The 26,811-nt window shown below is 35.2% G+C and carries 25 protein-coding genes; 9 read left to right on the forward strand and 16 right to left on the reverse strand.

Annotation, left to right across the window (positions count from 1 at the left end; genetic code table 11):
• Positions 1 to 2 precede the first annotated feature (2 nt).
• The 9 genes from E0F98_RS06865 to aspS form a co-directional block, all read right to left on the reverse strand.
• On the reverse strand, positions 3 to 1,052 hold the full coding sequence (locus tag E0F98_RS06865; RefSeq protein ID WP_132109858.1) for a 2Fe-2S iron-sulfur cluster-binding protein: 1,050 nt from the start codon (positions 1,050 to 1,052) through the stop codon (positions 3 to 5).
• Between the two features lie 87 nt (positions 1,053 to 1,139).
• Complete coding sequence (gene nuoF / locus E0F98_RS06870) at positions 1,140 to 2,507, reverse strand: NADH-quinone oxidoreductase subunit NuoF (RefSeq protein ID WP_132109859.1); 1,368 nt, start codon at positions 2,505 to 2,507, stop codon at positions 1,140 to 1,142.
• Position 2,508: 1 nt separating this feature from the next.
• Positions 2,509 to 3,039, reverse strand: coding sequence for an NADH-quinone oxidoreductase subunit NuoE family protein (locus E0F98_RS06875; RefSeq protein WP_132109860.1), 531 nt, complete (start codon positions 3,037 to 3,039; stop codon positions 2,509 to 2,511).
• A gap of 150 nt (positions 3,040 to 3,189) precedes the next feature.
• On the reverse strand, positions 3,190 to 4,428 hold the full coding sequence (locus E0F98_RS06880; RefSeq protein ID WP_132109861.1) for an NADH-quinone oxidoreductase subunit D: 1,239 nt from the start codon (positions 4,426 to 4,428) through the stop codon (positions 3,190 to 3,192).
• A gap of 32 nt (positions 4,429 to 4,460) precedes the next feature.
• Positions 4,461 to 4,982 (reverse strand): NADH-quinone oxidoreductase subunit C, encoded by a 522-nt coding sequence (locus tag E0F98_RS06885; RefSeq protein WP_132109862.1) that lies wholly within the window; start codon positions 4,980 to 4,982, stop codon positions 4,461 to 4,463.
• Between the two features lie 4 nt (positions 4,983 to 4,986).
• Positions 4,987 to 5,535 carry an NADH-quinone oxidoreductase subunit B gene (locus E0F98_RS06890; RefSeq protein ID WP_132109863.1) on the reverse strand — a complete coding sequence of 183 codons (549 nt, stop codon included), beginning with the start codon at positions 5,533 to 5,535 and terminating at the stop codon, positions 4,987 to 4,989.
• Between the two features lie 79 nt (positions 5,536 to 5,614).
• Complete coding sequence (locus E0F98_RS06895) at positions 5,615 to 5,980, reverse strand: NADH-quinone oxidoreductase subunit A (protein ID WP_132109864.1); 366 nt, start codon at positions 5,978 to 5,980, stop codon at positions 5,615 to 5,617.
• Between the two features lie 240 nt (positions 5,981 to 6,220).
• Positions 6,221 to 6,415 carry a cold-shock protein gene (locus E0F98_RS06900; protein ID WP_007137066.1) on the reverse strand — a complete coding sequence of 65 codons (195 nt, stop codon included), beginning with the start codon at positions 6,413 to 6,415 and terminating at the stop codon, positions 6,221 to 6,223.
• A 129-nt stretch (positions 6,416 to 6,544) separates the two neighbouring features.
• Positions 6,545 to 8,293: an aspartate--tRNA ligase gene (gene aspS / locus E0F98_RS06905; RefSeq protein WP_132109865.1), complete on the reverse strand. Its 1,749-nt coding sequence runs from the start codon at positions 8,291 to 8,293 to the stop codon at positions 6,545 to 6,547.
• Positions 8,294 to 8,652: 359 nt separating this feature from the next.
• Between aspS and E0F98_RS06910 the strand changes: the two genes are divergently transcribed.
• Positions 8,653 to 8,967: a type ISP restriction/modification enzyme gene (locus E0F98_RS06910; protein WP_132109866.1), complete on the forward strand. Its 315-nt coding sequence runs from the start codon at positions 8,653 to 8,655 to the stop codon at positions 8,965 to 8,967.
• Between the two features lie 198 nt (positions 8,968 to 9,165).
• Here E0F98_RS06910 and E0F98_RS06915 read toward each other — a convergent pair whose 3' ends face one another.
• The 5 genes from E0F98_RS06915 to E0F98_RS06935 form a co-directional block, all read right to left on the reverse strand.
• On the reverse strand, positions 9,166 to 12,339 hold the full coding sequence (locus E0F98_RS06915) for an efflux RND transporter permease subunit (protein WP_132109867.1): 3,174 nt from the start codon (positions 12,337 to 12,339) through the stop codon (positions 9,166 to 9,168).
• 78 nt (positions 12,340 to 12,417) lie between these two features.
• A complete protein-coding gene (locus tag E0F98_RS06920) occupies positions 12,418 to 13,479 on the reverse strand; it encodes an efflux RND transporter periplasmic adaptor subunit (protein ID WP_132109868.1) in 1,062 nt (353 codons plus the stop codon).
• A 5-nt stretch (positions 13,480 to 13,484) separates the two neighbouring features.
• A complete protein-coding gene (locus tag E0F98_RS06925) occupies positions 13,485 to 14,828 on the reverse strand; it encodes a TolC family protein (protein WP_132109869.1) in 1,344 nt (447 codons plus the stop codon).
• Positions 14,828 to 15,424: a TetR/AcrR family transcriptional regulator gene (locus E0F98_RS06930; RefSeq protein ID WP_132109870.1), complete on the reverse strand. Its 597-nt coding sequence runs from the start codon at positions 15,422 to 15,424 to the stop codon at positions 14,828 to 14,830. The genes E0F98_RS06925 and E0F98_RS06930 overlap by 1 nt, the downstream gene beginning before the upstream one ends.
• A gap of 100 nt (positions 15,425 to 15,524) precedes the next feature.
• Positions 15,525 to 16,142 (reverse strand): YceI family protein, encoded by a 618-nt coding sequence (locus E0F98_RS06935; RefSeq protein ID WP_243699205.1) that lies wholly within the window; start codon positions 16,140 to 16,142, stop codon positions 15,525 to 15,527.
• An 88-nt stretch (positions 16,143 to 16,230) separates the two neighbouring features.
• On the opposite strand from E0F98_RS06935, the gene E0F98_RS06940 reads away from it, so the two are divergent.
• Both E0F98_RS06940 and E0F98_RS06945 read left to right on the forward strand, forming a co-directional pair.
• Entirely contained in the window at positions 16,231 to 17,205 is a 975-nt protein-coding gene (locus E0F98_RS06940; RefSeq protein ID WP_132109871.1) for a polyprenyl synthetase family protein, read from the forward strand.
• A 240-nt stretch (positions 17,206 to 17,445) separates the two neighbouring features.
• Entirely contained in the window at positions 17,446 to 17,799 is a 354-nt protein-coding gene (locus E0F98_RS06945) for a hypothetical protein (RefSeq protein ID WP_132109872.1), read from the forward strand.
• Positions 17,800 to 17,866: 67 nt separating this feature from the next.
• Here the strand turns inward: E0F98_RS06945 and E0F98_RS06950 are convergent, their stop codons facing one another.
• Positions 17,867 to 18,409 (reverse strand): hypothetical protein, encoded by a 543-nt coding sequence (locus E0F98_RS06950; protein WP_132109873.1) that lies wholly within the window; start codon positions 18,407 to 18,409, stop codon positions 17,867 to 17,869.
• A 106-nt stretch (positions 18,410 to 18,515) separates the two neighbouring features.
• Here E0F98_RS06950 and E0F98_RS06955 point away from each other — a divergent pair, with 106 nt between their 5' ends.
• The 3 genes from E0F98_RS06955 (at position 18,516) to odhB (ending at position 23,195) form a co-directional block, all read left to right on the forward strand.
• Entirely contained in the window at positions 18,516 to 21,293 is a 2,778-nt protein-coding gene (locus tag E0F98_RS06955) for a 2-oxoglutarate dehydrogenase E1 component (protein ID WP_132109874.1), read from the forward strand.
• Positions 21,294 to 21,306: 13 nt separating this feature from the next.
• A complete protein-coding gene (locus E0F98_RS06960) occupies positions 21,307 to 21,897 on the forward strand; it encodes a hypothetical protein (RefSeq protein ID WP_132109875.1) in 591 nt (196 codons plus the stop codon).
• A 74-nt stretch (positions 21,898 to 21,971) separates the two neighbouring features.
• Positions 21,972 to 23,195, forward strand: coding sequence for a 2-oxoglutarate dehydrogenase complex dihydrolipoyllysine-residue succinyltransferase (gene odhB / locus E0F98_RS06965; RefSeq protein ID WP_132109877.1), 1,224 nt, complete (start codon positions 21,972 to 21,974; stop codon positions 23,193 to 23,195).
• Positions 23,196 to 23,266: 71 nt separating this feature from the next.
• Here odhB and E0F98_RS06970 read toward each other — a convergent pair whose 3' ends face one another.
• Positions 23,267 to 23,707, reverse strand: coding sequence for a retropepsin-like aspartic protease (locus E0F98_RS06970; RefSeq protein ID WP_132109879.1), 441 nt, complete (start codon positions 23,705 to 23,707; stop codon positions 23,267 to 23,269).
• Positions 23,708 to 23,796: 89 nt separating this feature from the next.
• Here E0F98_RS06970 and E0F98_RS06975 point away from each other — a divergent pair, with 89 nt between their 5' ends.
• From E0F98_RS06975 to E0F98_RS06985, 3 genes are read left to right on the forward strand one after another with little or no spacing between them, the layout of a single operon-like run.
• Positions 23,797 to 24,564 (forward strand): TatD family hydrolase, encoded by a 768-nt coding sequence (locus tag E0F98_RS06975; RefSeq protein WP_132109881.1) that lies wholly within the window; start codon positions 23,797 to 23,799, stop codon positions 24,562 to 24,564.
• Between the two features lie 60 nt (positions 24,565 to 24,624).
• A complete protein-coding gene (locus E0F98_RS06980) occupies positions 24,625 to 25,767 on the forward strand; it encodes a 1-acyl-sn-glycerol-3-phosphate acyltransferase (protein ID WP_132109883.1) in 1,143 nt (380 codons plus the stop codon).
• Positions 25,751 to 26,779, forward strand: a complete 1,029-nt coding sequence (locus E0F98_RS06985; RefSeq protein ID WP_132109885.1) for an asparaginase — start codon at positions 25,751 to 25,753, stop codon at positions 26,777 to 26,779. Before E0F98_RS06980 ends, E0F98_RS06985 begins: the two co-directional genes overlap by 17 nt.
• Positions 26,780 to 26,811: the final 32 nt, after the last annotated feature.

Below are 26,811 nucleotides of genomic sequence, written 5' to 3' on the forward strand. Positions count from 1 at the left end.
TTCTAAATGTTACCATGTTTAAAATCTTCCTCTTCTTCTTTATCCAAAGGGATAGCAGGCATGCTTATTTTCTTACGGTCTTGCTCTCTACCTTTAAGAATTCCTTCTTCGGTTTCGATTACAACTGTTTCCAGTTCTTGAGTGTAATTATTTTGATTGATAACAGAATCTTTGTCAAATGCTCTTGGACCTTCAATAATCCAATGAGAAGGGTCTTTATGGTCAAAACGACATTCGTTACAAATGAATTCTTCTACTTCATGATAGACATCTTTACGACCCGTAACTCTTTGTATTTCGTCACCAAACATCCAAAGGGTTGTTTTACCACAACATCCTGGAGTCGTGCACTCTCTATGTGCATTGTACGGTTTGTTGAACCAAACTCTAGATTTAAATCTAAATGTTTTATCAGTTAACGCACCTACAGGACATACATCAATCATATTTCCTGAAAACTCATTGTCGATAGCTTTAGAGATACAAGTCGAAATGTTCGAATGATCTCCTCTGTCCATCACACCATGTACACGATTGTCTGTCAATTGATCAGCAACCATTACACAGCGGTAGCAAAGAATACAACGATTCATATGCAATTGAATATTTGGGCCTATATCTTCAGGCTCAAATGTCCTTTTTTCTTCTATAAATCTACTTTTAGCTTTTCCGTGCTCAAAACTTAAATCTTGTAAATCACATTCTCCCGCTTGGTCACAAACTGGACAGTCGAGTGGGTGATTGATCAATAAAAATTCAGTTACTGATTCTCTAGCTTCTTTAACTCTAGCAGAAGATTTGCTGTTTATCTCCATACCGTCCATGCATCCTGTTACACAAGAAGCCATTAATTTTGGCATTGGTCTTGGATCTGCATCACTACCTTTTGCAACTTCTACTAGACAACAACGACATTTACCGCCGCTACCTTCTAATTTAGAATAATAGCACATCGCTGGTGGCACAGATTCTCCACCTATCTTACGTGCTGCTTGTAGAATGGTTGTTCCTGGTTCTACTTCAATTGCTTGACCGTCTATTGTTACTTTCATTTCTTACTTTTGTTTTTTTAGTTTAAAGTTTGAAGTTTCAGGTTGCTACAATTGAAACTAAAAAAAAACTTGAAACTTGAAACTATTTTAAACTGTTTGTTTTGTTACTAAGTGCTTTACTTGAGCAAATGGTTCTTCAACAAAATGGTTTCTATTTTTTATTTTTTCTGGGAAACGAACGTGATATTCAAATTCATCTCTAAAGTGACGAATAGCTGCTGCTACTGGCCACGAAGCTGCGTCACCTAATGGACAAATTGTGTTTCCTTCAATTTTACTTTGAATACTCCATAGCAAATCAATGTCTTCTTCACGTCCTTGACCGTTTTCAATACGCCATAAAACTTTCTCTAGCCAGCCTGTACCTTCGCGACATGGTGAACATTGTCCACAGCTTTCATGATGATAAAAACGAGCAAAATTCCAAGTGTTACGCACGATGCAAGAAGTGTCATTATAAACAATGAATCCTCCTGAACCTAACATTGATCCGGTTGCAAAGCCACCATCACTTAAAGATTCGTATGACATCAAACGATCTTCACCGTTAGCTGTTTTGTATATTAAATCGGCTGGCAAAATTGGCACTGATGAACCTCCGGGCACTAATGCTTTCAAAGGTCGGTCAGAACTCATTCCGCCTAAATATTCATCTGAATTCATGAATTCGTAAACGCTAAGTCCTAATTCAATTTCATAAACACCAGGATTTTTCACATGCCCTGAAGCCGAAATTAATTTAGTTCCAGTACTTCTCCCGATTCCGATTTTTGCATATTCATCACCAGAATTGTTTACAATCCATGGCACTGATGCGATAGTTTCCACGTTATTAACTACGGTAGGATTTGCCCATAAACCTGAAACTGCAGGGAATGGCGGCTTGATACGAGGATTACCTCTTTTTCCTTCCAATGATTCAATCAGAGCAGTTTCTTCACCACAAATGTAGGCACCAGCACCACAGTGAACATAAAGTTCTAAGTCGTATCCTGTTCCTAATATGTTTTTACCTAACCAACCGGCGGCTTTCGCTTCGGCAATAGCTCTTTCTAGGATTTTGTAAACCCACATGTATTCTCCACGAATGTAGATATACGATAGGTTGGCACCCAAAGCAAAACTAGAAGTAATCATTCCTTCGATCAATAAATGAGGAATAAATTCCATCAAGTAACGATCTTTGAAAGTTCCGGGTTCAGACTCATCTGCATTACAAACTAAATGCCTTGGTTTTCCTGATTTTTTATCAATAAAACTCCATTTTAATCCAGCAGGAAATCCAGCACCACCACGACCACGAAGCCCTGATGTTTTTACTTGCTCAACAACTTCGTCTGGAGTCATTGATTTCATTGCTTTTTCTACAGACGCATAACCGCCATTCTGGCGATATACTTCGTAGGTTTTTATTCCTGGAATGTTAATCTTGTCTAATAATATTTTTTTTGACATCTTATTTATCGTGTAATATTATTTTATCATCTCTACAATCAGTTATTAACTGATCGATTTTTTCTTTGGTAAGATGCTCTTTGTAAAAATCGCCAAGCTGCATCATCGGAGCATATCCACAGGCACCTAAACACTCTACGCCTTTTACTTCAAAAAGTCCATCTGCAGTAGTTTCACCAATTTTCACACCTAGTTTTTCACAGGTGTAGTCCATTAGATCTTCCGTTCCGTTAAGGCAACATGGTGATGTTTGACAAAACTCAAACATGTATTTTCCAATAGGTTTTTGATTGTACATTGAGTAAAAAGAAACAACCTCATACACCTCAATTGGTAATATTTGGATGATCTCAGCTACCTTATCCATTAATTCGATACTCAACCAATTCTCGTGAGCATCTTGAACTTCGTGTAAAACAGGTAATAAAGCTGATTTTCTTTTATCTTCTGGGTAATGACTAATGAGTTCATTGATGCGATTCATCAATGTTTCGGTCATATTTATTTCTTGCTTGTAATGTGTTCTTTCCATTCTCTGTTTTAGATTTTAGATTTAGGATTTAGGATTTAAAAGAGGTTACCGAGATAATTCTTCTTTCCTAAATTGACCAAAACCTATATTCTTTTTTTAACTGATATTGTTTTCTAAAATCCTAAATCGTAATTCTCCAATCCTCAATTTTTATGCGTCTAATTCTCCTGCAATTACATTTAAACTTGATAGAATTACAATCGCATCAGAAAGTAATGCTCCTTTTATCATGTCTGGATAGGCCTGGTAGTATATAAAACAAGGTCTTCTAAAATGCAGTCTGTAAGGAGTACGACTTCCGTCAGTTACCAAATAAAAACCTAATTCTCCGTTTCCACCTTCAACAGGATGGTATATTTCTGCAACTGGAACGGGAACTTCACCCATTACAATCTTAAAGTGATATATCAAAGACTCCATGCTCGTATAAACATCCTCTTTTGGAGGCAGGTAATAGTCTGGAACTTCAGCATGATATTCATTTCCTGCTGGCATTTTTGCCAAAGCTTGACGAATAATACTTAAGCTTTCCCAAACTTCTGCGTTTCGAACGCAAAAACGATCGTAAGTATCTCCAGATTTTCCAACGGGAACTATAAAATCAAAATCTTCGTATGAGCTATAAGGTTGAGCTACACGTACATCATAATCAACACCTGCTGCACGTAAGTTTGGACCTGTAAATCCGTATGAAATAGCTTCTTCAGCAGTTATTGCTCCTACGTTTATGGTTCTGTCCATGAAAATTCTATTTCTTACGAATAGATTTTCAAATTCTTTCCAAGCAACTGGAAATTCTTCTAAAAATAAATCTAATTTTCTAAAAGCTTCAGGAGACCAGTCTCTTTCGAAACCACCAATTCTTCCCATGTTAGTCGTCAATCGAGCGCCACAAATTTCTTCGTAGATCTCATATACTTTCTCTCTAAATTGGAAAACGTAAAGAAACCCTGTAAAGGCTCCAGTGTCAACTCCTAAAATAGAGTTACAGATAAGGTGATCAGAAATTCGTGCCAATTCCATTACAATAACCCTTAAATACTGAGCGCGTTTTGGCACTTCAATATCAAGTAATTTTTCTAAAGTCATCCACCATCCCATATTGTTAATAGGAGAGGAGCAATAGTTCATTCGGTCTGTAAGTGGAGTAATTTGGTAAAAAGGACGATTTTCTGCGATTTTTTCGAAAGCACGGTGTATGTAACCAATAGTTGGCTCGGCCTCTAAAATTCGCTCCCCATCCATCAACAGAATGTTTTGAAAAATTCCGTGCGTAGCGGGGTGAGTAGGACCTAAATTAAGAATAGAAAGCTCGCTTCCATCGTCATTTAGCTTCTCTTTCATGATTTTAGCATATCGATGCTCTGGTGGTAATAATAGTTCTGACATTTATAGAATGTGAAAAATTATATATTGTGTTTTTAGCAATTGTCTATTGTTCTTCCGAAGAAACGGTCGTCTTTATCTGTACGTCCACCGTCTTCTAATGGAAACTCTTTGCGCATAGGAAATGAAACCATTTCATCCATGTTCAAGATACGTTTCAATTGTGGGTGACCAATAAAGTCTACGCCGTAAAAATCATAAGTTTCTCTTTCCATCCAGTTTGCACTTTTGAAAATGTTACAAATTGTTTTTATTTCCGGTTTGTCGCCGTTTATAAAAGCTTTGATTTTCACACGTTTGTTATCATACCAATTGTGCATGTGATACACCATTGTAATTTGTCTGTCTACTTCATTATCTGGATAATGTATCGCACATAAATCAGTTAAAAAATTGAAACGCAATATAGGATCGTTTTTCAAAAAAAGAATGACCGCTGTGATTTTGTCAGCAGTAATTTCAAATGAAAAGATATCTTTTTCTTGATTAAAGTGAAAAACATTCTCGCCAAACGTTTCCGTTAATTTATCTTGAATAACAGTATTTTCTAATGCCATGTCGTTATTTGATGTTATAAGAGGCCATTAATGCTTCGTACTCTGGCGAACTTCTTCTTCTTACAGATTCAGATTTAACTAGTTCTTGTAATTTCATTACGCCATCTAAAATTTGCTCTGGCCTTGGAGGACAACCCGGTACATAAACGTCAACAGGAATTACTTTGTCAATTCCTTGTAATACTGAATAAGTATCGAAAATACCACCTGAAGATGCACAAGCACCAACAGCAATCACCCATCTAGGTTCAGACATTTGTTCGTAAACTTGACGTAAAACAGGAGCCATTTTTTTCGAAATAGTTCCCATTACTAATAACATATCTGATTGACGAGGAGAAAAACTTAAACGCTCAGAACCAAATCGAGCGATATCATAATGTGCTCCCATGGTTGCCATGAACTCAATACCACAACAAGAAGTTGCAAAGGGTAAAGGCCAAAGGGAATTGGCACGAGCCAAACCTACAACATCATTTAGTTTTGTGGCGAAGAAACCTTCTCCAACATAACCTTCTGGTGCCTCAACTATTTTTATATTTGAATTACTCATCTTAAATTATAGATTACAGGATTTACGATTTAGGATTTTTCCTAAATGAAATCTTTTATTATAAATCGCATTCTTAGTTTTATTCCCACTCTAAAGCTTTCTTTTTGATGATGTAGAAAAACCCCACCAAAAGTAAAAGCATAAATATCACCATCTTAACCATTCCTTCCATTCCTAGCTCCTTGAAATTGATTGCCCAAGGGTATAGAAAGATAACTTCAATGTCAAAAAGAACAAACAATATCGCAACAAGAAAGTATTTTACTGAGAACGGAATACGTGCATTTCCTATACCTTCAATACCACATTCAAAGTTTTTACCTTTTACTGCTGATTTTCTTTTAGGTCCTAATTTTCCAGAAACGAAAATAGTTCCTACTACAAACCCGGCAGCCAATAAAAACTGTAACAAAATCGGAATATAACTTAACTGATCAGATTGCATAATTAATGATTTAAATGTGCTAAAATTAGCGACAAAGATAGGTTTCAAGGAATTAAAACACAAGTGTAATACGGAATTTAGTTGTGTTGAAAATCCAATTGCTTCCTAATTTTTAATGATTATAAATAATAAACTCAAATCTTATTTTTTGAAAGGAATTTTTAGAGTTGAAACCAAAAAAAAACGTTTCGAAGTAAATCGAAACGTTTTAAACATTCGTAGCAAAAAATATTTTTTTGCTTAGATAACTGCTACTTTCGCAGCAACTTTTCCTTTTCTTCCTTCTTCTTCTTCATAGCTAACTCTGTCACCTTCGCGTAATTCTTCCGCGTTGATTCCTGAAGCGTGAACAAAAATGTCTTTTCCTGTTTCTTCGTCTGTAATGAATCCGTAACCTTTTGACTCATTGAAAAATTTAACTGTACCTGTACGCATTGTAATTGTAATAATAATTTATAATGAAGCAAATGTAATATTTATTATCATATGTTTGTTAATAAATATTCTTTTTTTTTGAAAATATTTGATTTTCAGCGTTTTCCACCATTAGTTACTGATAAAGTACTACAGATTCAATTTTATGTGAAGCTCTTTTAATTGTGTGTTATCAATAGCTGATGGAGCGTCAATCATGACATCTCTTCCAGAATTGTTTTTTGGAAAAGCGATAAAATCACGAATGGTTTCCTGTCCGCCTAGAATAGCCACTAATCGGTCCAATCCAAAGGCTAATCCTCCGTGTGGTGGCGCTCCAAATTGAAATGCGTCCATTAAGAATCCAAACTGTTCTTTTGCTTGCTCTTCTGTGAAGCCCAGGTATTTAAACATAAGTTGTTGTGTCGCTTTGTCGTGAATACGAATAGAACCACCTCCAATTTCATTCCCGTTCAATACCATATCATAAGCATTGGCGCGAACTTTTCCTGGATCTGTTTCTAATAAATGCATGTCTTCCGGTTTAGGGGAAGTAAACGGATGATGCATGGCGTGGTAACGGGCAGTTTCCTCGTCAAATTCTAATAATGGGAAATCAACTACCCAAAGTGGTGCGAATTCGGCTGGGTTTCTTAATCCTAAACGTGTCGCTAATTCCATACGTAAAGCAGAAAGTTGCGCTCTAGTTTTATCAGCAGGGCCAGAAAGTACAAAAATCATGTCGCCAGCTTTTGCTCCGGTTGTCTTTGCCCAATTGCTTAAATCGTCTTGCGCATAGAATTTATCTACAGATGATTTATAGGTTCCGTCCTCGTTGCATTTTACATAAACCATTCCTGATGCTCCTACTTGTGGACGTTTCACCCATTCGATTAAAGCATCGATCTCTTTTCTAGTATAACTTCCTGCGCCTGGAACTGCAATTCCCACCACTAATTCGGCAGTATTAAAAACTGGGAATTCTTTGTGTTGCGCTAATTGGTTTAGTTCCCCAAATTCCATTCCGAAACGAATGTCCGGTTTGTCATTTCCATAGGTTTTCATCGCATGCTCGTATGTCATACGCGGAAACTTATCTACTTCGATACCTTTTATCTCTTTCAGTAAATGTCTTGTTAAACCTTCAAAAACATTCAGAATATCTTCTTGTTCCACAAATGCCATTTCGCAATCAATTTGTGTAAACTCTGGTTGTCTGTCTGCACGTAAATCTTCGTCACGGAAACATTTTACGATTTGGAAGTATTTGTCCATTCCACCTACCATCAATAATTGTTTGAAGGTTTGTGGTGATTGTGGTAAAGCGTAAAATTGTCCTTCATTCATTCGAGAAGGAACAACAAAGTCACGAGCTCCCTCAGGAGTTGATTTTATTAAATAAGGTGTCTCTACTTCGCAGAAATCCAAATCAGAAAGGTACTTGCGCACTTCCATCGCTACTTTGTGACGAAAAAGCAAGCTGTTTTTTACAGGATTTCTTCTAATGTCTAAATAACGGTATTTCATTCGAATGTCTTCACCACCATCAGTTTCATCTTCGATAGTAAAAGGCGGCGTTAATGCAGCATTCAGTATAGTTAGTTCTGTAACTAATATCTCGATTTCTCCTGTTGCGATGTTTTTGTTCTTCGCTTCACGCTCGATAACGGTTCCTTTAACCTGAATTACGAATTCGCGACCCAATGTTTTAGCCAATTCAAAAACTGATTTTTCAGTACGTCCTTCGTCAAAAATTAATTGTGTAATTCCATAACGGTCACGTAAATCAATCCAATTCATGAATCCTTTATCTCTAGATTTTTGAACCCAACCAGCAAGTGTAACTTCAGTATTTATGTGTGAGGCGTTTAATTCGCCACAATTATGACTTCTATACATAATCAAATTTTTATGGTAATATCTTTAAATTAAGATGTTTAATTCTTGTGTAGTGTGAAGAAGTATCTAAAATAGTAGATATTTTCTGTGGCAAAGATAGAAAAAAGGACTCTTATTTTAGTCCTTATTGTTCGAATTTCGAGTAGATGTTTGAGCAGTTGTTGTTTCTTCGTTTTTAAAAATTTTAATCTTGTTTTTCTTAGCTTTCTCTAACTGAAAACGTGACTTTTTTATAATCCTACTTTTTTGTGACTTGTGATAAATTATCGAGTCGCAGCTTTAAGTTTTGGAGTAAATTATTTTTTATAAATTGGAGGTAAATTACTGATTCGTTCGAAAACCTATTATACAATTGTCTAATGATTAAAAAGAAGTATTTATCCGCTGAAATTATCAAACAATTTGCTGATCGCTTAGGATTAGCGTTTGTCGACGAAAATGAACCCCAAGGGAATGTTTGTTTTGCTAATAATGAAGAGGTGCGAGCGGAGTTTAAAACTGCTTTTACGGCGATGAATTTATTGGATTATTTCTATGCAGTTTCACATTCAACTAACGATCGAGATGATCAAGAAGAGATTTTAGAAATGGATTTTGCTGTTATCCCACTTCCGACGGATTCCAAGGAATTTTGGGAATTGGTTAAACTTGGCGGTTCATTAAGAATCAAGTAATAGCCTAATAGTCCTAAAAAGGTAAAATAGAACTTTCGTTTTTTATAAAGAAGTATGAGTTGAAGTTACTGCGAATTCGATCACGTGCAAGAAAATATTACGATTACAATTTCTAATATAAAATCGCTTTGGCGAAAGCAAAAAAAATTCCTGTTCATTAAATTGAACAGGAATTTCTATATATAAAAGAGCTATTTGTTACTCTTTATTTTCATCGTTAAATTTATCCTCACTTAATTCTTGTGGCACATAGTCCGCAACTATTAAAGCTTCAAAATCTGTTTTCTTACCTTTTGTAAACTTGTAGATTAATTTTTCCATGATTTCATAAATTACCGGAACGATAATTAACGTCAGGAATAAAGAACTGATCAATCCTCCAATGATTACCCATGCTAAACCATTTTTCCATTCGGCACCAGCACCAGATGCTAATGCGATTGGGAACATACCAAAGGCCATTGCGATTGTCGTCATTAAAATTGGACGCAAACGTGCATGATTGGCTTGGATCAAAGCCGTTCTGATTGATTCGCCGGCAGCTCTTCGCTGGTTCGTGTAATCCACTAGCATAATCGCGTTTTTACAAACCAGACCAATAAGCATAATAACTCCAAGAATGGTAAATATATTTAAGGTGTTGTTTGTTAAAGCCAAGGCTAATAGCGCGCCAATAAACGAAAGCGGTATGGCAAACAATACTACAAACGGATGCACAAAACTATCGTACAATCCAACCATCACAAGGTAAACCAAGATAATTGCTGCAAGTAAAGCAAAACCTAAGGTTCCGAAACCTTCACTTTGGTTTTCTTGATCTCCACCCCAAATGTAGTTAACGCCAACTGGTTTTTTCATTGTCGCTAGTTTTGATTCAAGTTGCGCAACCACATTTCCTACTGGTACACCAACAGTTTGTCCTTTTAAAGTAACTGATGCAGTTTTATCTCTACGCTCTAATTGACTTGGTCCAGAACCTTCTTTTACAGTTGCAAATTGAGACAATTTTATTTGTTCTCCTTTATCGTTTATAAAAATAAGATTACTTACATCATTGATGCTTTTACGGTCAAAACTGCTGTACTTGATGTTGATGTCATACTCGTATTCACCAGCTCTAAATTTTCCGTCCGTATTTCCGCTATAAGCAGTTTGCATGGTCATACCAACAGTTTGTAGAGTCAAACCAAGTGCTGACATTTTATCTCTATCTACCTGAACATTAATTTCTGGATTTCCAGTTTCTACAGATAGTTTTACTCCTGTTGATCCAGGGATTTTGATTAATTCAGCTTCGGCTTCTTTGGCAAAAACCATCGCGCTTTCTAGACTTGTACCGGTAACAATTAAAGCAATTGGCGCATCTTCAGCTGTTCCTAAAATACCTACTGGTACTGTTTTTACTTTGGCACCAACCAATATTTTTTCTAATTGCAGTTTCATTCTGGCAGCATAAACATAGGAATCGTCTGTTCTGTCTTTTTGATCAATCATTTTCACGTTAATCTCTGACTTGTATGCGGTAGATTGTGAAGCTCCCATTCCTTCGCTGGTTTCACCAACTTTAGTAATTAAACTTTTCACATATTCTTGTGAGTTCAAGAAAGCTTCAGCTTTTTGAGCCATGAAATTACTTTGCTCTAATGAAGCATCTTTTGGCAATTCTATTTGAACCAAAAATTCTCCACTGTCTGATTTGGCAAAAAATTCTCCACCAATAAATCCAAATGGAACCAAGGCTACTGAACTAAAGAATAGTACAAGGACAACGGCTAAAGTTGTTTTGTAATGATCCAAACACCATTTCAATAAATTAGTAACCCAATTCGTAAAACGAGTTAATAATTTTTCGAATCCAAGAATAACTCTACCAAAAGCATTTTTACCTTCAATATGTTCTAGTTTTCCAAAACGGGAAGACAACCATGGAATAATTGTAAAGGATGCTAAAAGTGAGAATAATGTCGAAATAATTACAGTAACGCAAAACTGTGTAATAATATTCGAAACTAATCCTGTACTCATTGCAATAGGTAAGAATACAACAACAATTACTAAGGTGATCGAAGTTACGGTTGCGCCTATCTCGGCAGTACCATCATAAGCTGCACGAACCTTATTTTTACCCATTTCCATGTGCCTGTAAATATTTTCTAATACTACAATGGCATCATCCACAAGAATACCTACAACTAGCGATAGACCTAGTAAACTCATTAAGTTTAAAGTATATCCCAAATAGTAAAATCCGATAAAGGTCGAAATCAAGGAAGCAGGAATAGCAACCATTACGATCAAGGAGTTTCTTACACTGTGCAAGAAAAATAACATTACAAACGCTACTAAAAATACGGCAATCAGTAAATCGTGGATTACAGAATCAGCAGCTTCTAATGTAAATACGGAACTGTCGTTAGCGACATTCAATTTTACATCATCTTTTTTATAGTCGTTTTCTAATTTAGTGATGGTTTTATGAACTTCTTCACTAACCGCAACTGCATTTGCATCTGATTGTTTTACGATTTGTAAAATAATAGCGCTTTTTTGGTCAACGCGAGCAATTTTTTCAGCAGTTTTTTGTCCATCTTGCACATCGGCGATATCGCGCAAACGCACTTGAATTCCGTTGTTAGAGGAAACGACTAAATTTCTTAATTCTTCTACATTTTTATATTTACCAGCTAAACGAATCAGAATTTTTTGATCACGAGTTTGTATGTTTCCTGTTGGGAAATCTAAATTAGAAGATAGAATAATCTGCTGTACTTGTGGAATCGAGAGTCCGTAACCTTGCATTTTTATTGCATCAAGGCTTACTTGTATTTCACGTTCTTGTCCACCAATAATATTTACCTGAGCTACTCCATTTACACGAGATAAAACGGGTGCTATTTTTTTATCAATTAAGTCATAAAAAGCGACTTCATCCATGTTACTATTGGAACCAATAGTCATAATTGGTAAATCACTCAATGAGAATTTACTTAAAGAGGGTGTTTTTGCATCGTCTGGTAAATCACTTATGATGGCGTTTATTTTACGTTGGGCATCGTTGAGGGAAAGGTCAACTTTTGCTTTTGTGTTCAATGTAATGGAAACCGTAGATAAACTTTCGTAAGAACGAGAGTCGATTTTTTTAATGTTTTCCAATGAAGCAACAGCGTCTTCAATTTTCTTCGTAACTGTGTTTTCTACCTCAGAAGGGGAAGCACCAGGATAAATGGTCGCAACCGTAATTACATTTTGTTCAAATTTCGGTATTAATTCATAGCCCAATTGACTGTAGCTAAAGAGACCGCCAAGAATCAAAATTGTAAAGAGCACAATTACTAACGACGGACGTTTTATGGATATTTCTGCTAATTTCATATTTAATATAATTTCAGGTTTCAGGAAAAAAATCTAGTTTAAAAACTCGAAATTTTACATCTGGAACAAATTTTTGATTTATTTGATAAAGTCCACTTTTGTTCCGTCAGTCAAGTTAATTTGACCCGTTACAATTACAATTTCATTATCAGAAAGTCCGTCTATGATTTCTACTTTGTCACCAAGAATTCTTCCTGCGGTTACTGTTTTTAATTTAGCAACACCATTTTCTGCAACAAAAACCTGATTGCTGCTCACACTTCCTATAAATGCATTTCTAGAAACGATCATCATCGATTGCTTTTGTTGTTTGGAAGCAAACACTGCAGTTCCATACATTCCGGCTTTTAGGTCATTGGTAGAATTGTTTGCAATTTCGATTTCTACAGGGAAGTTCAAGCTTGCATCTGCCTTTGGAGCGATGAAGGTGATTTTTCCAGCAAAAGTAGCATCAGGATAAACGCTGGCAGTTACATTTACTGCGTTTCCTATTTTTAAACCAGTAACCTGAGTTTCGTTGATGGCTACTTTTAGTTTTAATTTCGAAACATTTACAATTTCGAACATTTGCGTAGCAGCTCCTAAAACAGAACCGGGCTCGATATATTTTTTATTTACAATACCGTTTATAGTTGACTTGATATTAGTGTCACCTACATTTATTTTTGCTTGTTGCAATCTCGATTTTGAAGTAACCAAGTTTAATTTAGCCTGATCTACTTGTTGTTTTGTTACACCGCCAGTTTTGTATGCGTTTTCAAATCGGTTAAAATCAGTCAACGCATTTTGATAAGCAGCTTGTGCTGTAGTTAAGTCAGAAGTAATTTGTTCACTTCTTACTATTGCTAATGTTTGTCCTATTCTTACTGAAGATCCTTCCTCTACTAATACTCGTACAACTCTTCCTGGTTTCTCAGCAGAAAAGTTTAACTCTTGCAATGGTTGAAAAACACCGTTTACTGAAAAGTCTAAAGAAACTTCTTCCGTTGTAACGGATTCTGTTTTTACAGATACACTTGCGTTCTTTTGAGCTACAATAGCCGTTTTTGCTTCATTTTCTTTTTTGTTATTCATCAAAGTAAATGCAATAAGACCTAAGGCTGCAAGTATTACAATTGTAATTATTATATTCTTTTTCATTTTGATTAGTTATTTAGTAGTGATTTTAGTTCTCCTTTTGATTTTATTAATTGAATTTCTGCTAGTTTGTAGTCTAAAACTGCAGCGGTATAGTTGTTTTGTGCTTCGGTAAATGCATTTTCAGCATCTAATAAATCAGTTAAGGTAGCTAAACCTTGGATGTAGTTATTATTGGTGTTTTTTAGTACATCTTGCGCTAACTGTGCATTTCCTTTTTGATTTTCGATCGTGATGATGCTATTGTCAATTTGAGTTTTTGCATTGGCGTAAGCTAAATCTAGAGATAGTTTTGTGTCTATTAAATCTTCCTTTACTGATTTTAATTCAATATCTGCTTTTCTAACTTTAGATCTAGTTTCAAAACCAGAAAAAATGGGAACTCTTAAATTCAATCCTACTGATGAGAAATCAGTCCAGTAAACACCATCAGACGGTTTTGCTCCCCAAGGCATTTTTGGACCTTGACCTATATAGTTGTACCCTGCCGAAAGTGATAATGTAGGGTAGTAGCCTGCTATTATTGACTTTTTTTGGAATTCTAGTAATTGTTCCTGTTTTTTCATCAATAAAAACTCTGTTCGTGTTTCAGTATTTGGAGCTTCTGTAAACGAGTGAGGTGTTACTTCAAAAGCAGTTTGTGGAATTTCAATTTGTGATTCAATAGGCATTCCCATATAAAATTTCAATGCGTTTTCCTGAATTAAAACCGCATTCAATACTTGTTGACGTTGTGTTTTTATATTCGAAAGTTTAACTACAATTCGATCCAGATCAATTTTCTTAGACAATCCATTGTCATAAAGTCCTTTGATAATGTTTCTAACCTTGGTCGTGTTAGCATAAGTGCTGTCTAGAACGTTCAAATTTTGTCTTCGTACATAAACCTGATAGTAGTTGTTAGCCACTCTTTCTATTACTTGCTCTTCAGTCAATTGCTCATTAATTTGGTAAAACTCTCTTGTAGTTTTGGCCGCTTTTAAACCAGTAAAAACAGATTGATCAAATAAATTTTGAGTTAAAGAAACTCCGGCAACAGAAGTCCATTTTTGACCAAAATTTGCCTGGATCGTCGTTCCTGGATCTCCACCAAAGGATGCTGCGTCAATAAAAGTAGTTTGCAAAATAGGGTTGTAAGTTAGTCCTCCGTTAGCAGTAATTTGCGGTAAGGCTCTAGAGCGAACTTCCTGGATTTGGTACTCGCTATTCTCTACTTTTAGTTTTGCTTTTTTAGCATCAGATTTGTTTTCTAAAGCATAAGCAATAGCGTCCTTTAAAGTAAGTGTCTTTACTTCTTGCGCATTTGCTACGTATGCAAATGTTAGGAATGTTAGTAAAATTAATCTTTTCATTAGATGGTCGGGTTTAGTAAATGTTTTTCTAGTTCAATAATTCCAGCAGCTGTTGCCATGGCTCTGGTGTGGTATTCTAATATTTCAAGTTCTAAGAGTTGGCCTTCTTTTTCAGAACTGGTACTTCCTTTAATGCTAAAAATAAGGTTGTAGTAAAGTTTTGTGTAATTGTCAATATTAATATTTTCTCGATACAATCCTTGACTTATTCCTTTTGCTATATTATTTTTAAATACCGAATTGAATTCAGTGGTTTCTCTTTGCATTACCTTTTCATAAATTTCAGGATAATGTTTTTTTAATTGAAAGCTTGGAGAATCATCTGAGGATTGAAACATTTCTTTGAACATTTTTTTGATCTCAAAATTTTCTTGAATTGCGTTGTAACCTTTGCTTACAATATTGTCAATTATTGCGTGTATTTCAGTATGTATTGCTACAGTGCTTTCCTCAATTAGAATTTCTTTGTTGCAGAAATATTTGTAAATCGTTTTTTTAGAAATACACATTTCACCGGCAATATCATCCATTGTAATGCTCTTAAAACCTAGTTTTAAAAACATCTCGCTTGCTTTGTTAATTATTTTCTCTTTCATTATCTATTTCGAAATTATTTCAGTTCTATTTTTTTATCCAATAAGTGCTAGATCGTATAACTAAAGCTTCAGGAAATCCAGTAGTTTTTCCATAATTAATTTATATGGTAAATTCTAAGTTGGCAATTAGTTTTATATCTTGACCTAAAGCAATTCCAGCATTTTGAGCGTAGGAGTTTGTTCTAAGGTTAAAATCGCTACGGCTTATTTGTCCTGTAACTTCAAACAATGCTTTTTTTCTTCCTTCATAAGTGGTGATTCCTATTAACTCAGCATCAAGTTCAACTACTTTCGTGATGTTTTTAATGGTTAAGTTTCCTTTCAAGAAATTGATGTTCTTACTTATTTTTTGAAATGATGTTGATTTGAAATTGATTATTGGAAACGTTTTAATGTCTAAATAATCATTTAGTATTAAATTCGTGTCGATGCGGTCGATACTCATGTCTTTATTATTAACATCTAATTGAAATTCAACAGAAGCATCTTCTAGCTCATCTTCATGAATATCTAAATGGCCATTAAACTTATTGCGAGAACCCGCTATATATGCGATAATGGAGTGTCTCGCTTTAATTAAAACATCAGATTGACTCGAGTCAATAGTCCATTTTGTGGCTGTAAGTGGTAAGGTTGCATTCATGACAATAAAGTACAATAAGTTAATTTTCGGATGCAAAGATACGATGGAAACTTTGAAAACGTTTAAAGTTTCCATGTTTTTTTTAATTTATTTTACATTTCATTGAAATACAGAGTTTGTAATCAAGGCTGAATGCTGTAATTTAGCCCCAAAAATTAGTTTTATGCACTCCATCGACCAGTTCCGAGATTTTTTCATCACTTATTTAGAAAAGCAGACTATTACTAAAGAGCCTGAAAACTTATATGAGCCTATTGCCTATATTTTAGGGTTAGGAGGAAAGCGAATTCGTCCTCTTTTAACCTTAATGGCTACCGAGGTTTTTAATGGAGATTACAAAAAAGCACTTCCTGCGGCAATGGCAGTGGAGGTTTTTCATAATTTTTCTTTAGTTCATGATGACATTATGGATGCTGCACCTTTGCGAAGAGGAAATGTAACAGTTCATGAAAAATGGGGAGTTAATACCGGAATCTTATCGGGTGATGCAATGCTTATTTTAGCCTATCAATATTTCGAACAATATGAGCCTGCAATTTTTATGCAATTGGCAAAATTATTTAGTAAAACTGCGCTTGAAGTTTGTGAAGGACAGCAATGGGATGTTGATTATGAAACCCGAGATGATGTTACTATTCCAGAATATCTCAAAATGATCGAATACAAAACCGCAGTTCTTGTTGCTGCAGCCATGAAAATGGGAGCGATAGTAGCCGAAACCTCCGTGGAAAATGCGGACTTGATTTATGAGTTTGGGTTGAATTTAGGTTTGGCTTTTCAACTTCAGGATGACTATCTAGATGCTTTTGGAGATCCAGAAACTTTTGGAAAGCAAGTAGGTGGGGATATTATCGAGAATAAAAAAACATATTTATATTTAAAAGCGTTGGCATTTTCTTCTAATGAAGAAGCGTCTCAGTTGCAAGACTTATTCTCCTTACATCTAGAGGATAGTTCAGCTAAAATTGAGGCTGTCAAAGAAATTTTCAATACTTCAGGATCATCAAAAGCGACTCAGGAAGCAATCCATGACTATACTTTTAAGGCTTTTGAAACCTTAGAAAAAATGAATATAGAATGCGATAAAAAGGATTTGTTGCGTGCTTTTGGTGAAAACTTAATGGGAAGAAAAGTTTAAACAAAAATCAATATCAATAGCAATGTCAATAGCAATAAAAAAACAACACTAAATAATACTGTTTCTCATTGATACTGACTTTTTAAAATTGATATTGCCATTGATTTTTGTCATTGCCATTGAAACTCATTGATTTTTGCCATTGAAATTGATATTGCTATTGACTTTTTGCCATTGCCATTGAAATTGATTTTTGAAATTGATTTTTGAATTCGAAATTACTACAGAAATTTACAAACTATGTTTATAGCTCCAAAAAATGCTGATTTACTACTTTCTGAAGCAGAAAACGAATCCTTATACCTTAAATTAATTGAACAAATTAATAAGGATTTTAATCTAGCAAATGAAGGGATCGATTTTCCTATGAGTGTTTCTCCTAATGAATTGAAAATTCAATTGCATGAAAAAATCTATCGATTGATTCAGCATAAATTTGCTGAATATCTCAACCTACTTTATATCATCGATGTTTCTGAAGATGAAGTCAAAAAAATGGACGGCTCAGATGTGGTTGTACTGGCAGAGCAAGTCTCTTTTTTAATTCTAAAAAGAGAGTGGCAAAAGGTTTGGTTTAAAAACAAGTACCGGTAAAATGGAGAAGTTAAGGACTTGATGTTTTTGAAGAAGCGCTACAATCAGCTCAAATCTTTTTTCTCTCTCAAAAATACACTCTGACAAAAGGCATGAAAGCGCTGCCGTAGATGTTATTCTTATCGCTTAATACGTTATATCGTGCTCCTATTGTGGCATATCCGCTGCGGTATCCTGCTCCTAAAAACAAACCCGTATTCCAAAAGTCTTGAGAATTACTGTTGGCGTCATCAAAATTAACATTTACACGCAATTGCTCTAATTCGGCTGAAAGTTGAATTTGCGGAAAGGGATTTAATAACCCAATAACACTACCTCCATATAGGTTGGCATTGTAAAAGTTTTTTTGTTTAATGTAAGTGTATTGAGCGCCAAGACCCAAGGCAGCGTATTCGTTAAAGTTATAAATGGCGCTTGGCGATGAAGAGATATTGGTATATCCAGTGCTAAAGCCTAGGCCAATTCCTCCTCCAAATTGTACGTTTTTCCAGAAATCACTGCTGGAATTTGTTGTAATTGTTTGCTGCTGTGCATGCAAAGTATTAGTAATTAATGCGATTATGGTAATGAAAACGGACTTTGAAATGGTGTAAGAGTTGTTTTTTCTCATAACTATCTATTTTTTTAACATATTAATATATAAAATTAAATATAAATTTACGGGATTATTGTACTTTTGCGAAACTATTTTAACAAAAAGTATATTCACTAATATTATGGATAGGTTTTCATTTCTAAACGCAGCACATACAGAGTTTTTCGCACAATTATACGATCAGTACCTTGACAATCCAGATAGCGTAGAGCCAAGTTGGAGAAGTTTCTTTCAAGGTTTTGATTTTGGGATGGAAACGTACAACGGGGAACAGCCCGTACAAAGCAATGCCAGTTTTACTGCTGGAAATGTGGACTACGATCAAATGTCAGAAAAAATTCATAAAGAATTTAAAGTATTAAATCTGATTGAAGGCTACCGTTCCCGTGGACATTTGTTCACTAAAACGAATCCGGTTAGAGATAGAAGGATTTTTGAGCCTTCACTTGATATCGCTAATTTTGGACTTTCAGCAGCAGATTTAAATACTGTTTTTGACGCTGGGAAAGTAGTTGGTAAAGTACCTTCGACACTTACAGAGATCATAAAACATTTGGATACAATCTATTGCCAGCACATTGGTGTGGAGTATATGTATATCAGGAAGCCAGAGATCGTTCAATGGATACAAGAGAAAATAGGACTTAACGATAACTTGCCTAACTTTTCAAGTGAGGAAAAGAAATCAATTCTATATAAATTAAATGAAGCAGTTTCTTTCGAAAACTTCTTACATACTAAATATGTTGGTCAAAAACGTTTTTCACTGGAAGGTGGAGAATCAATAATACCAGCCCTTGATACATTAATTGAGAAAGCTGCCGACATGGGAGTGGAGCAATTTGTAATGGGAATGGCACATCGTGGTCGTTTGAATATATTGGCAAACATATTCGGGAAATCTACTCAAGATATTTTCGGAGAATTTGACGGTAAAGATTACGATCAAGAATATTTTGACGGTGACGTGAAGTACCACTTAGGACTTACTGCCGACAAAATAACAAGAACAGGAAAGAAAATTAATATCAATTTGGCTCCAAATCCTTCACACCTTGAAACAGTAGGTGCTGTAATCGAAGGAATTACAAGAGCAAAACAAGATAAGTATTTTCCAGATGACTTTTCAAAAGTATTGCCTATCGCCGTTCACGGTGATGCTGCAATTGCAGGACAAGGAATACTGTATGAGATTATCCAAATGGCTCGTCTTGATGGATATAAAACGGGTGGTACAATTCATATTGTAATCAACAACCAAGTTGGTTTTACAACAAACTACCTAGACGCTAGATCTTCTACTTATTGTACAGATGTTGCTAAAGTTACTTTATCTCCAGTATTACACGTGAATGCAGATAATGCTGAAGCAGTAGTTCATGCGATGATTTTTGCATTAGAATTCAGAATGCAATTTGGACGTGACGTTTTTATTGACTTATTAGGGTATAGAAAATACGGTCACAACGAAGGAGATGAGCCTCGTTTTACACAGCCAGTATTGTATAAAATTATTGCAAAACATCAGAATCCTAGAGATATTTATGCTGCAAAATTAATAGCTGACGGAGTTATTGACGCTAATTATGTGAAAGGACTTGAGAAGGAGTACAAATCTAATTTAGAAATGAATTTAGAAGCTTCTCGTAAAAAAGACTTGACTATCATTACGCCATTTATGAAAAATGAGTGGTTGGGCTTTGAGCAGGTTACTGACGTGCAAATGCTTCAAAATGTTGATACTTCTTACTCAAGAGAGGGATTGACTCAGGTTGCAAACGCAGTTTCTAACTTACCTACAGATAAAAAGTTTATCAATAAAATCCAAAAGCTAATCAACGACAGAAAAACAATGTTTTTCGAAACAAACAAGTTGGATTGGGGAATGGCTGAGCATTTAGCTTACGGCTCATTGCTACAAGAAGGCTTTGATGTTCGTATTTCTGGACAAGATGTAGAGCGTGGAACTTTCTCTCACCGTCATGCGGTAGTAAAAGTAGAAGACTCAGAAGAAGAAGTAACATTAATCAATAGCTTAGAAGGTAAAAAAGGGAATTTCAATATTTTTAACTCGCTATTGTCTGAGTACGGAGTATTAGGATTTGATTATGGATATGCACTAGCAAACCCCAATACTTTAACAATATGGGAAGCGCAATTTGGAGATTTCAGTAATGGAGCCCAAATTATGATTGACCAATATATTTCTTGTGGAGAGGATAAATGGAACAACCAAAACGGAATTGTTTTGTTATTACCACATGGATATGAAGGACAAGGAGCAGAGCACTCTTCAGGAAGAATGGAGCGTTATTTACAACTTTGTGCAAGACAAAACATGTTTGTTGCCGATTGTACAACGCCAGCGAACTACTTTCACTTGTTGAGAAGACAAATGAAGACAAAATTCCGTAAGCCACTTATTGTGTTTACACCGAAGAGTTTGTTGCGTGATCCTAGATGTATATCTACCATCGAAGACTTAGAAAACGGAAGTTTCCAAGAAACAATCGATGACGATGCAGTAAATAAAGCTGAGGTGAAAACTTTAGTTTTCTGTACTGGTAAATTCTACTATGACATTACTGCCGAAAGAGAGAAAAACGGACGTAACGATGTAGCAGTTGTGAGAATAGAACAACTATTTCCATTACCAGTAGAGCAATTAAAAGCTATCATCGCCAAATATCCAAATGTTGATGATTACGTTTGGGCACAAGAAGAACCTAAAAACATGGGAGCTTATAGCTTTATGTTGATGAACTTCAACTTAGTGAAATGGAGATTAGCTTCATTAAAAGCGTATTCAGCATCAGCATCAGGAAGTTCGACAAGAGCAAAACGACGTCATGCAGATGCAATACAAATGGTTTTTGACAAAGATTTATTTAGAAATTAATTTGTTCTTAGAGATGAAAAAAATCGTTTTATTAATTGTTATTCTGTTTTCGACAGTAAGTTATTCCCAAGAATTAAGAAAGCCTAGCGAAGGAAAAGCGCTAGTTTATTTTACAAGAGTATCTTCGGTGGGATTTCTAATTAACTTTAAGTATTTTGACAATGACAAATACTTAGGAAAATTTAACCATGGGAAGTACTTAGCTTATGAATGTGAGCCAGGGAAACACTTGTTTTGGTCAAAATCTGAAAATGTAGATTTTTTAGAAGCAGAATTAGAAGCTGGTAAAGTTTATATAATTGATTCAGAGCCTCAAATGGGAGCGATCAAAGCGGGCGTTAAACTAGTGGCTTTTGATAATAATCAGGACAATTATAACAACATTAAAAAGTTCGAAAGAAAAAAAGCTGATATACTAGATGCTATTGTGAAAGCAAAAGAATTTAAAATTAGTGATGAAGATTTAGCCGAAGCGGAAAGCGATCAAGAGAGTTTAGTAAAACGCTCGATTGAGAAGTATGAAAAAAGAAAAGCTAAAGGAGACGCATATCCTACATTGACTGCTGATAATAATTATATTTCGAATACAGTAGAAATAAAATAAATAGGTTATTTATCCTTTACAGGAATTAAATAATCAAAAGAAAATTAAAATTCATAATTTAAAAATTATACAAGATGATTTTAGAAATGAAAGTCCCATCACCAGGGGAATCTATTAAGGAAGTTGAAATTGCAACTTGGTTGGTAAAAGACGGAGACTATGTAGAGAAAGATCAAGCAATCGCTGAGGTTGACTCAGATAAAGCAACTCTAGAACTACCTGCAGAGGCTAGTGGGATTATCACATTAAAAGCGGAGGAAGGCGACGCAGTTGCAGTAGGTGCCGTAGTTTGTTTAATTGACACGGCTGCAGCTAAGCCAACAGGTTCTGCAGCAGAAGCGGCTCCAGCAGCTCCGGTTGCCGAAGCGCCAAAAGCAGCGGCTCCAGCTCCAGTAGCGGCAGCTCCAGCAGCAACTTATGCTTCAGGAACTCCTTCTCCAGCAGCAAGAAAAATATTAGATGAAAAAAATATAGATTCTAGTTCAGTTTCAGGAACTGGAAAAGATGGAAGAATCACTAAAGACGATGCTGTAAACGCTACGCCATCTATGGGAACTCCTACAGGAGGAAGCCGTGGATCTGAGCGCACAAAATTGTCAATGTTGCGTCGTAAAGTAGCAGAACGTTTAGTAGCTGCCAAAAACGAAACAGCGATGTTAACTACTTTCAACGAAGTAAACATGACGCCTATCAACTTGATCCGTAATCAATATAAAGATGAGTTCAAAGCGAAGCATGGTGGTGTTGGTTTAGGGTATATGTCTTTCTTTACAAAAGCGGTTACAAGAGCATTAAAATTATATCCAGATGTTAACTCTATGATGGATGGTGATTATAAAATTGCTTACGATTTCTGTGATATTTCAATTGCAGTATCAGGACCAAAAGGATTAATGGTTCCTGTTGTTCGCAACGCAGAGAATTTAACTTTCCGTGGTGTTGAAGCAGATATTAAGAGATTAGCTATTAGAGCTCGTGATGGTCAAATCACTGTTGATGATATGACAGGAGGAACTTTTACAATTACTAACGGTGGTGTTTTTGGAAGTATGTTAAGTACGCCAATTATCAATCCTCCACAGTCTGGAATTCTTGGAATGCACAACATTATCGAGCGCCCAATTGCTGTAAACGGTAAAGTGGAAATTCACCCAATGATGTACGTTGCACTTTCTTATGACCACAGAATTATCGATGGTCGTGAGTCTGTAGGTTTTTTAGTAGCAGTAAAAGAGGCTTTAGAAAACCCAATGGAACTTTTATTGGATAACAATCCTAAGAGAGCATTTGAATTGTAATATTCATTTCTAATTATAAAAAATTCCCATTTGACAGTAGATGTTAAATGGGAATTTTCTTTTTCGAAAAATTACTTTAATAAATACAAATAGTGATTGTAATAATCTACAATTGCTTTTCCTTTCAGTAGCACATCAGCGCCAATGATTCCGTGGACTGGTTTAACTTTATACTGGGTTAATGCTTCATTGACATGGGATAAATCAAAAATAATGAGATCAAAGTCACGGTTTTTCCAATTGCCTAATTGCAAGTGATTTTTGGTAGCTATTTGTGTAAGCATTCCGGTTGCTCCCGCTCCAGAAGCTTTTGTTTTTGATGTTTTGGCTTCCAATAAAAATAAATCAACGCTTTCAAAGCCGATGCAACTGCTGGAAGCGCCAGTGTCTAAAATAAAATTTCCTGAGACACCATTTATTTTTGCCTTAATCAGCAGATGTTGCGTTTTGGTAATTTTAAATTTTATTTTTTTATAGTTTTCCTTTTTAAGGATGTCGTGTAGGTTTTTCATAAATCCAAAAAATGAAATCCAAATGTAATCTAAAAATCTAAAGATTGACCAATCAAAATGCTAACTTTGTCCCTTTCAAATTAAAATAAATGACAATTACTGATACGCATACCCATCTTTATAGCTCAGAATTTGACCAAGACAGAGACGAAATGATTCAACGTGCCTTGGATGCCGGTGTTTCTCGATTCTTTATCCCAGCGATTGATTCTAGCTACACTAGAGCGATGTACGAATTAGAAAAAAACTATCCTGATAATGTCTTTTTAATGATGGGTTTACACCCAACATATGTAAAGGAGAATTATCTTGAAGAATTAATGCACGTGGAAAACGAATTGGCGAAAAGAGAGTTTTACGCCATCGGGGAAATAGGGATTGATTTGTTTTGGGATAAAACCACTTTAGAAGAACAAAAAAATGCTTTCAGGAAGCAAATTCAATTGGCAAAGAAATATAAATTACCCATTGTAATCCACTGTAGAGATGCCTTTGATGAAGTATATGAAGTTTTAGAAGAGGAGAAATCGGCTGATTTATTTGGTATATTTCACTGTTTCACTGGAACATACGAGCAATCTTTACAAGCGATTTCATATAATATGAAATTGGGAATTGGCGGCGTAGTTACCTTCAAAAATGGAAAAATTGACCAGTTTTTGAACCAAATTGATTTGAGCCATATTGTATTAGAAACTGACTCTCCGTATCTTGCTCCGATTCCTTATAGAGGGAAAAGAAATGAAAGTAGTTATTTGTTAAATATAATTGATAAATTGGCTGCTATTTATAATCTTCCGGCAAAAGATATTGCAACGATTACAACCGAAAACTCTAAAAGGATTTTCGGAATTTAAAACAGAATTAATTTAAAATTTAATATTTTTTTTGTTCATTTGCCACTTAAAATAACCAAAATGCAAAAATTTGACGCTATTCGGCCATTTTATGACTCCGAAATAAACGAGGCTATACTAAATGTGGTTCACCATCCGATGATGAAGGCATTGATGAACTTTACATTTCCAGAAATGCCCGATGAAGAATGGAAGGAGCAACTTAGTAAAACGCATTCTATTCGTGATTTTCAATGTAAATTTATCTATCATTCGCTACTTAAAGTGCTTGAAAAAAGTTCTGACGGTTTGACTACCTCAGGTTTTGAAAAGTTAGAGAAAGGAGAATCCTATTTATTTATATCAAACCATAGAGATATATTGCTAGACACAACATTGCTAAACGTGGCTTTGTTTGAAAATGATTTAGTAATGACAGCCTCAGCGATAGGGGATAACTTAGTACAAAAAGATTTTCTAAATATCTTGGCTAAGTTGAACCGTAATTTCTTAGTAAAAAGAGGTTTGACCCCTCGTGAGATGTTAGAAAGTTCGAAAACATTGTCTGAATATATTGGTCATCTATTAATTCATGAAAGTCGCTCTGTATGGATTGCACAACGTGAAGGTAGGACTAAAGACGGTTTAGACGCTACGAATCCAGGCGTGTTAAAAATGGTTGGAATGGGAAGCGATGAAGCTAACCTAATGGATTATTTCAAAAAAATAAAAGTTGTTCCGGTATCCATTTCTTATGAATATGATCCTACAGATGTTTTAAAAATTCCGCAGTTGTTGGCTGAGGCCAATAATGAAGTGTATATCAAGGAAAAGAACGAAGATTTCATGACGCTTTTAAGCGGTGTTATGGGTCAGAAGAAAGGTATTCACATTCATATTGGTGATGTTCTTGATACTAAAATTGATGCTATAAAAGAAGAGTTCACTAACTCAAACAAGCAAATTCAAGCACTTGCTCAAGTAATTGATGATTCTATAATAGGGAATTATAAATTGTGGTCTACTAATTATATCGCTTTTGATATCTTAAATAAAACCGACACCTATTCTCAGTTTTATACTGCAGATGAAAAATCGTTGTTTGAACGACGATTAGAGATGCGAATTGATGCTGATAATCCTGTTGCATTGCAAGGATTACTAGACATGTATGCAAATCCGGTGGTTAATAAACTAAAATATACGGATGCACTCAAAAGCTAAAATTCTTTTAATTTATACTGGGGGAACTATCGGGATGCGAAAGGATTTTGATACTGGAGCACTGAAAGCATTTAATTTCAGTAAGCTGTTGCAAAAAATTCCCGAGCTGAAACAATTGGACTGTGAAATCGAAACGATTTCATTTGAAGAGCCAATTGATTCGTCCAATATGAATCCGAAAGAATGGGCTAGAATAGCAACGATTATAGAATCAAATTATTTAGAATTTGATGGATTTGTGATTCTTCACGGATCAGATACAATGTCCTATTCTGCTTCGGCATTGAGTTTCATGCTTGAAAATCTTGCGAAACCAGTCATTTTTACCGGTTCTCAGCTGCCAATTGGTGATTTGCGTACTGATGCTAAAGAAAATTTAATTACCGCTATTCAAATCGCTTCATTGCGAGAAAATGGATTGCCAGTTATTGCTGAAGTTTGTCTTTATTTCGAATATAAATTATACAGAGGAAATAGAACAACTAAGATAAATGCAGAGCATTTTAAAGCATTTACATCGCCTAATTACCCTGATTTAGTAGAGTCGGGCGTGCATCTAAATTTAAGTTCGAAATTGTTTTTACAGCCAAAAAGTGATAATAAGCTCCAGGTGCACACTAATTTAGATACTAACGTAGCTATTATCAAAATGTTTCCTGGAATAAGTGAAGCGGTTTTGTCAGCTATCTTTGATATTTCCAGTCTTAAGGGAATAGTTTTAGAAACTTACGGAGCAGGAAACGCCCCTACGGAAGAGTGGTTTTTAAATTTACTGAAGAAAGCGATTGGTAAGGGTTTATATATTGTTAATGTGACCCAGTGCTCTGGCGGAAGCGTCAATATGGGACAATATGAAACCAGTACAGGAATGAAAGAAATAGGCGTAATTTCTGGAAAAGACATCACTACCGAAGCGGCGATAACAAAATTAATGTATTTATTGAGTCAAAATATTCATCCAGAAGACTTCAAGTCGGTTTTTGAAACTTCTTTGCGAGGCGAAATGATATAATAGTTAGATTTTATTTTTCTAACTCATTTTTT

This window comes from Flavobacterium hiemivividum, assembly GCF_004349145.1.
GTDB lineage: Bacteria > Bacteroidota > Bacteroidia > Flavobacteriales > Flavobacteriaceae > Flavobacterium > Flavobacterium hiemivividum.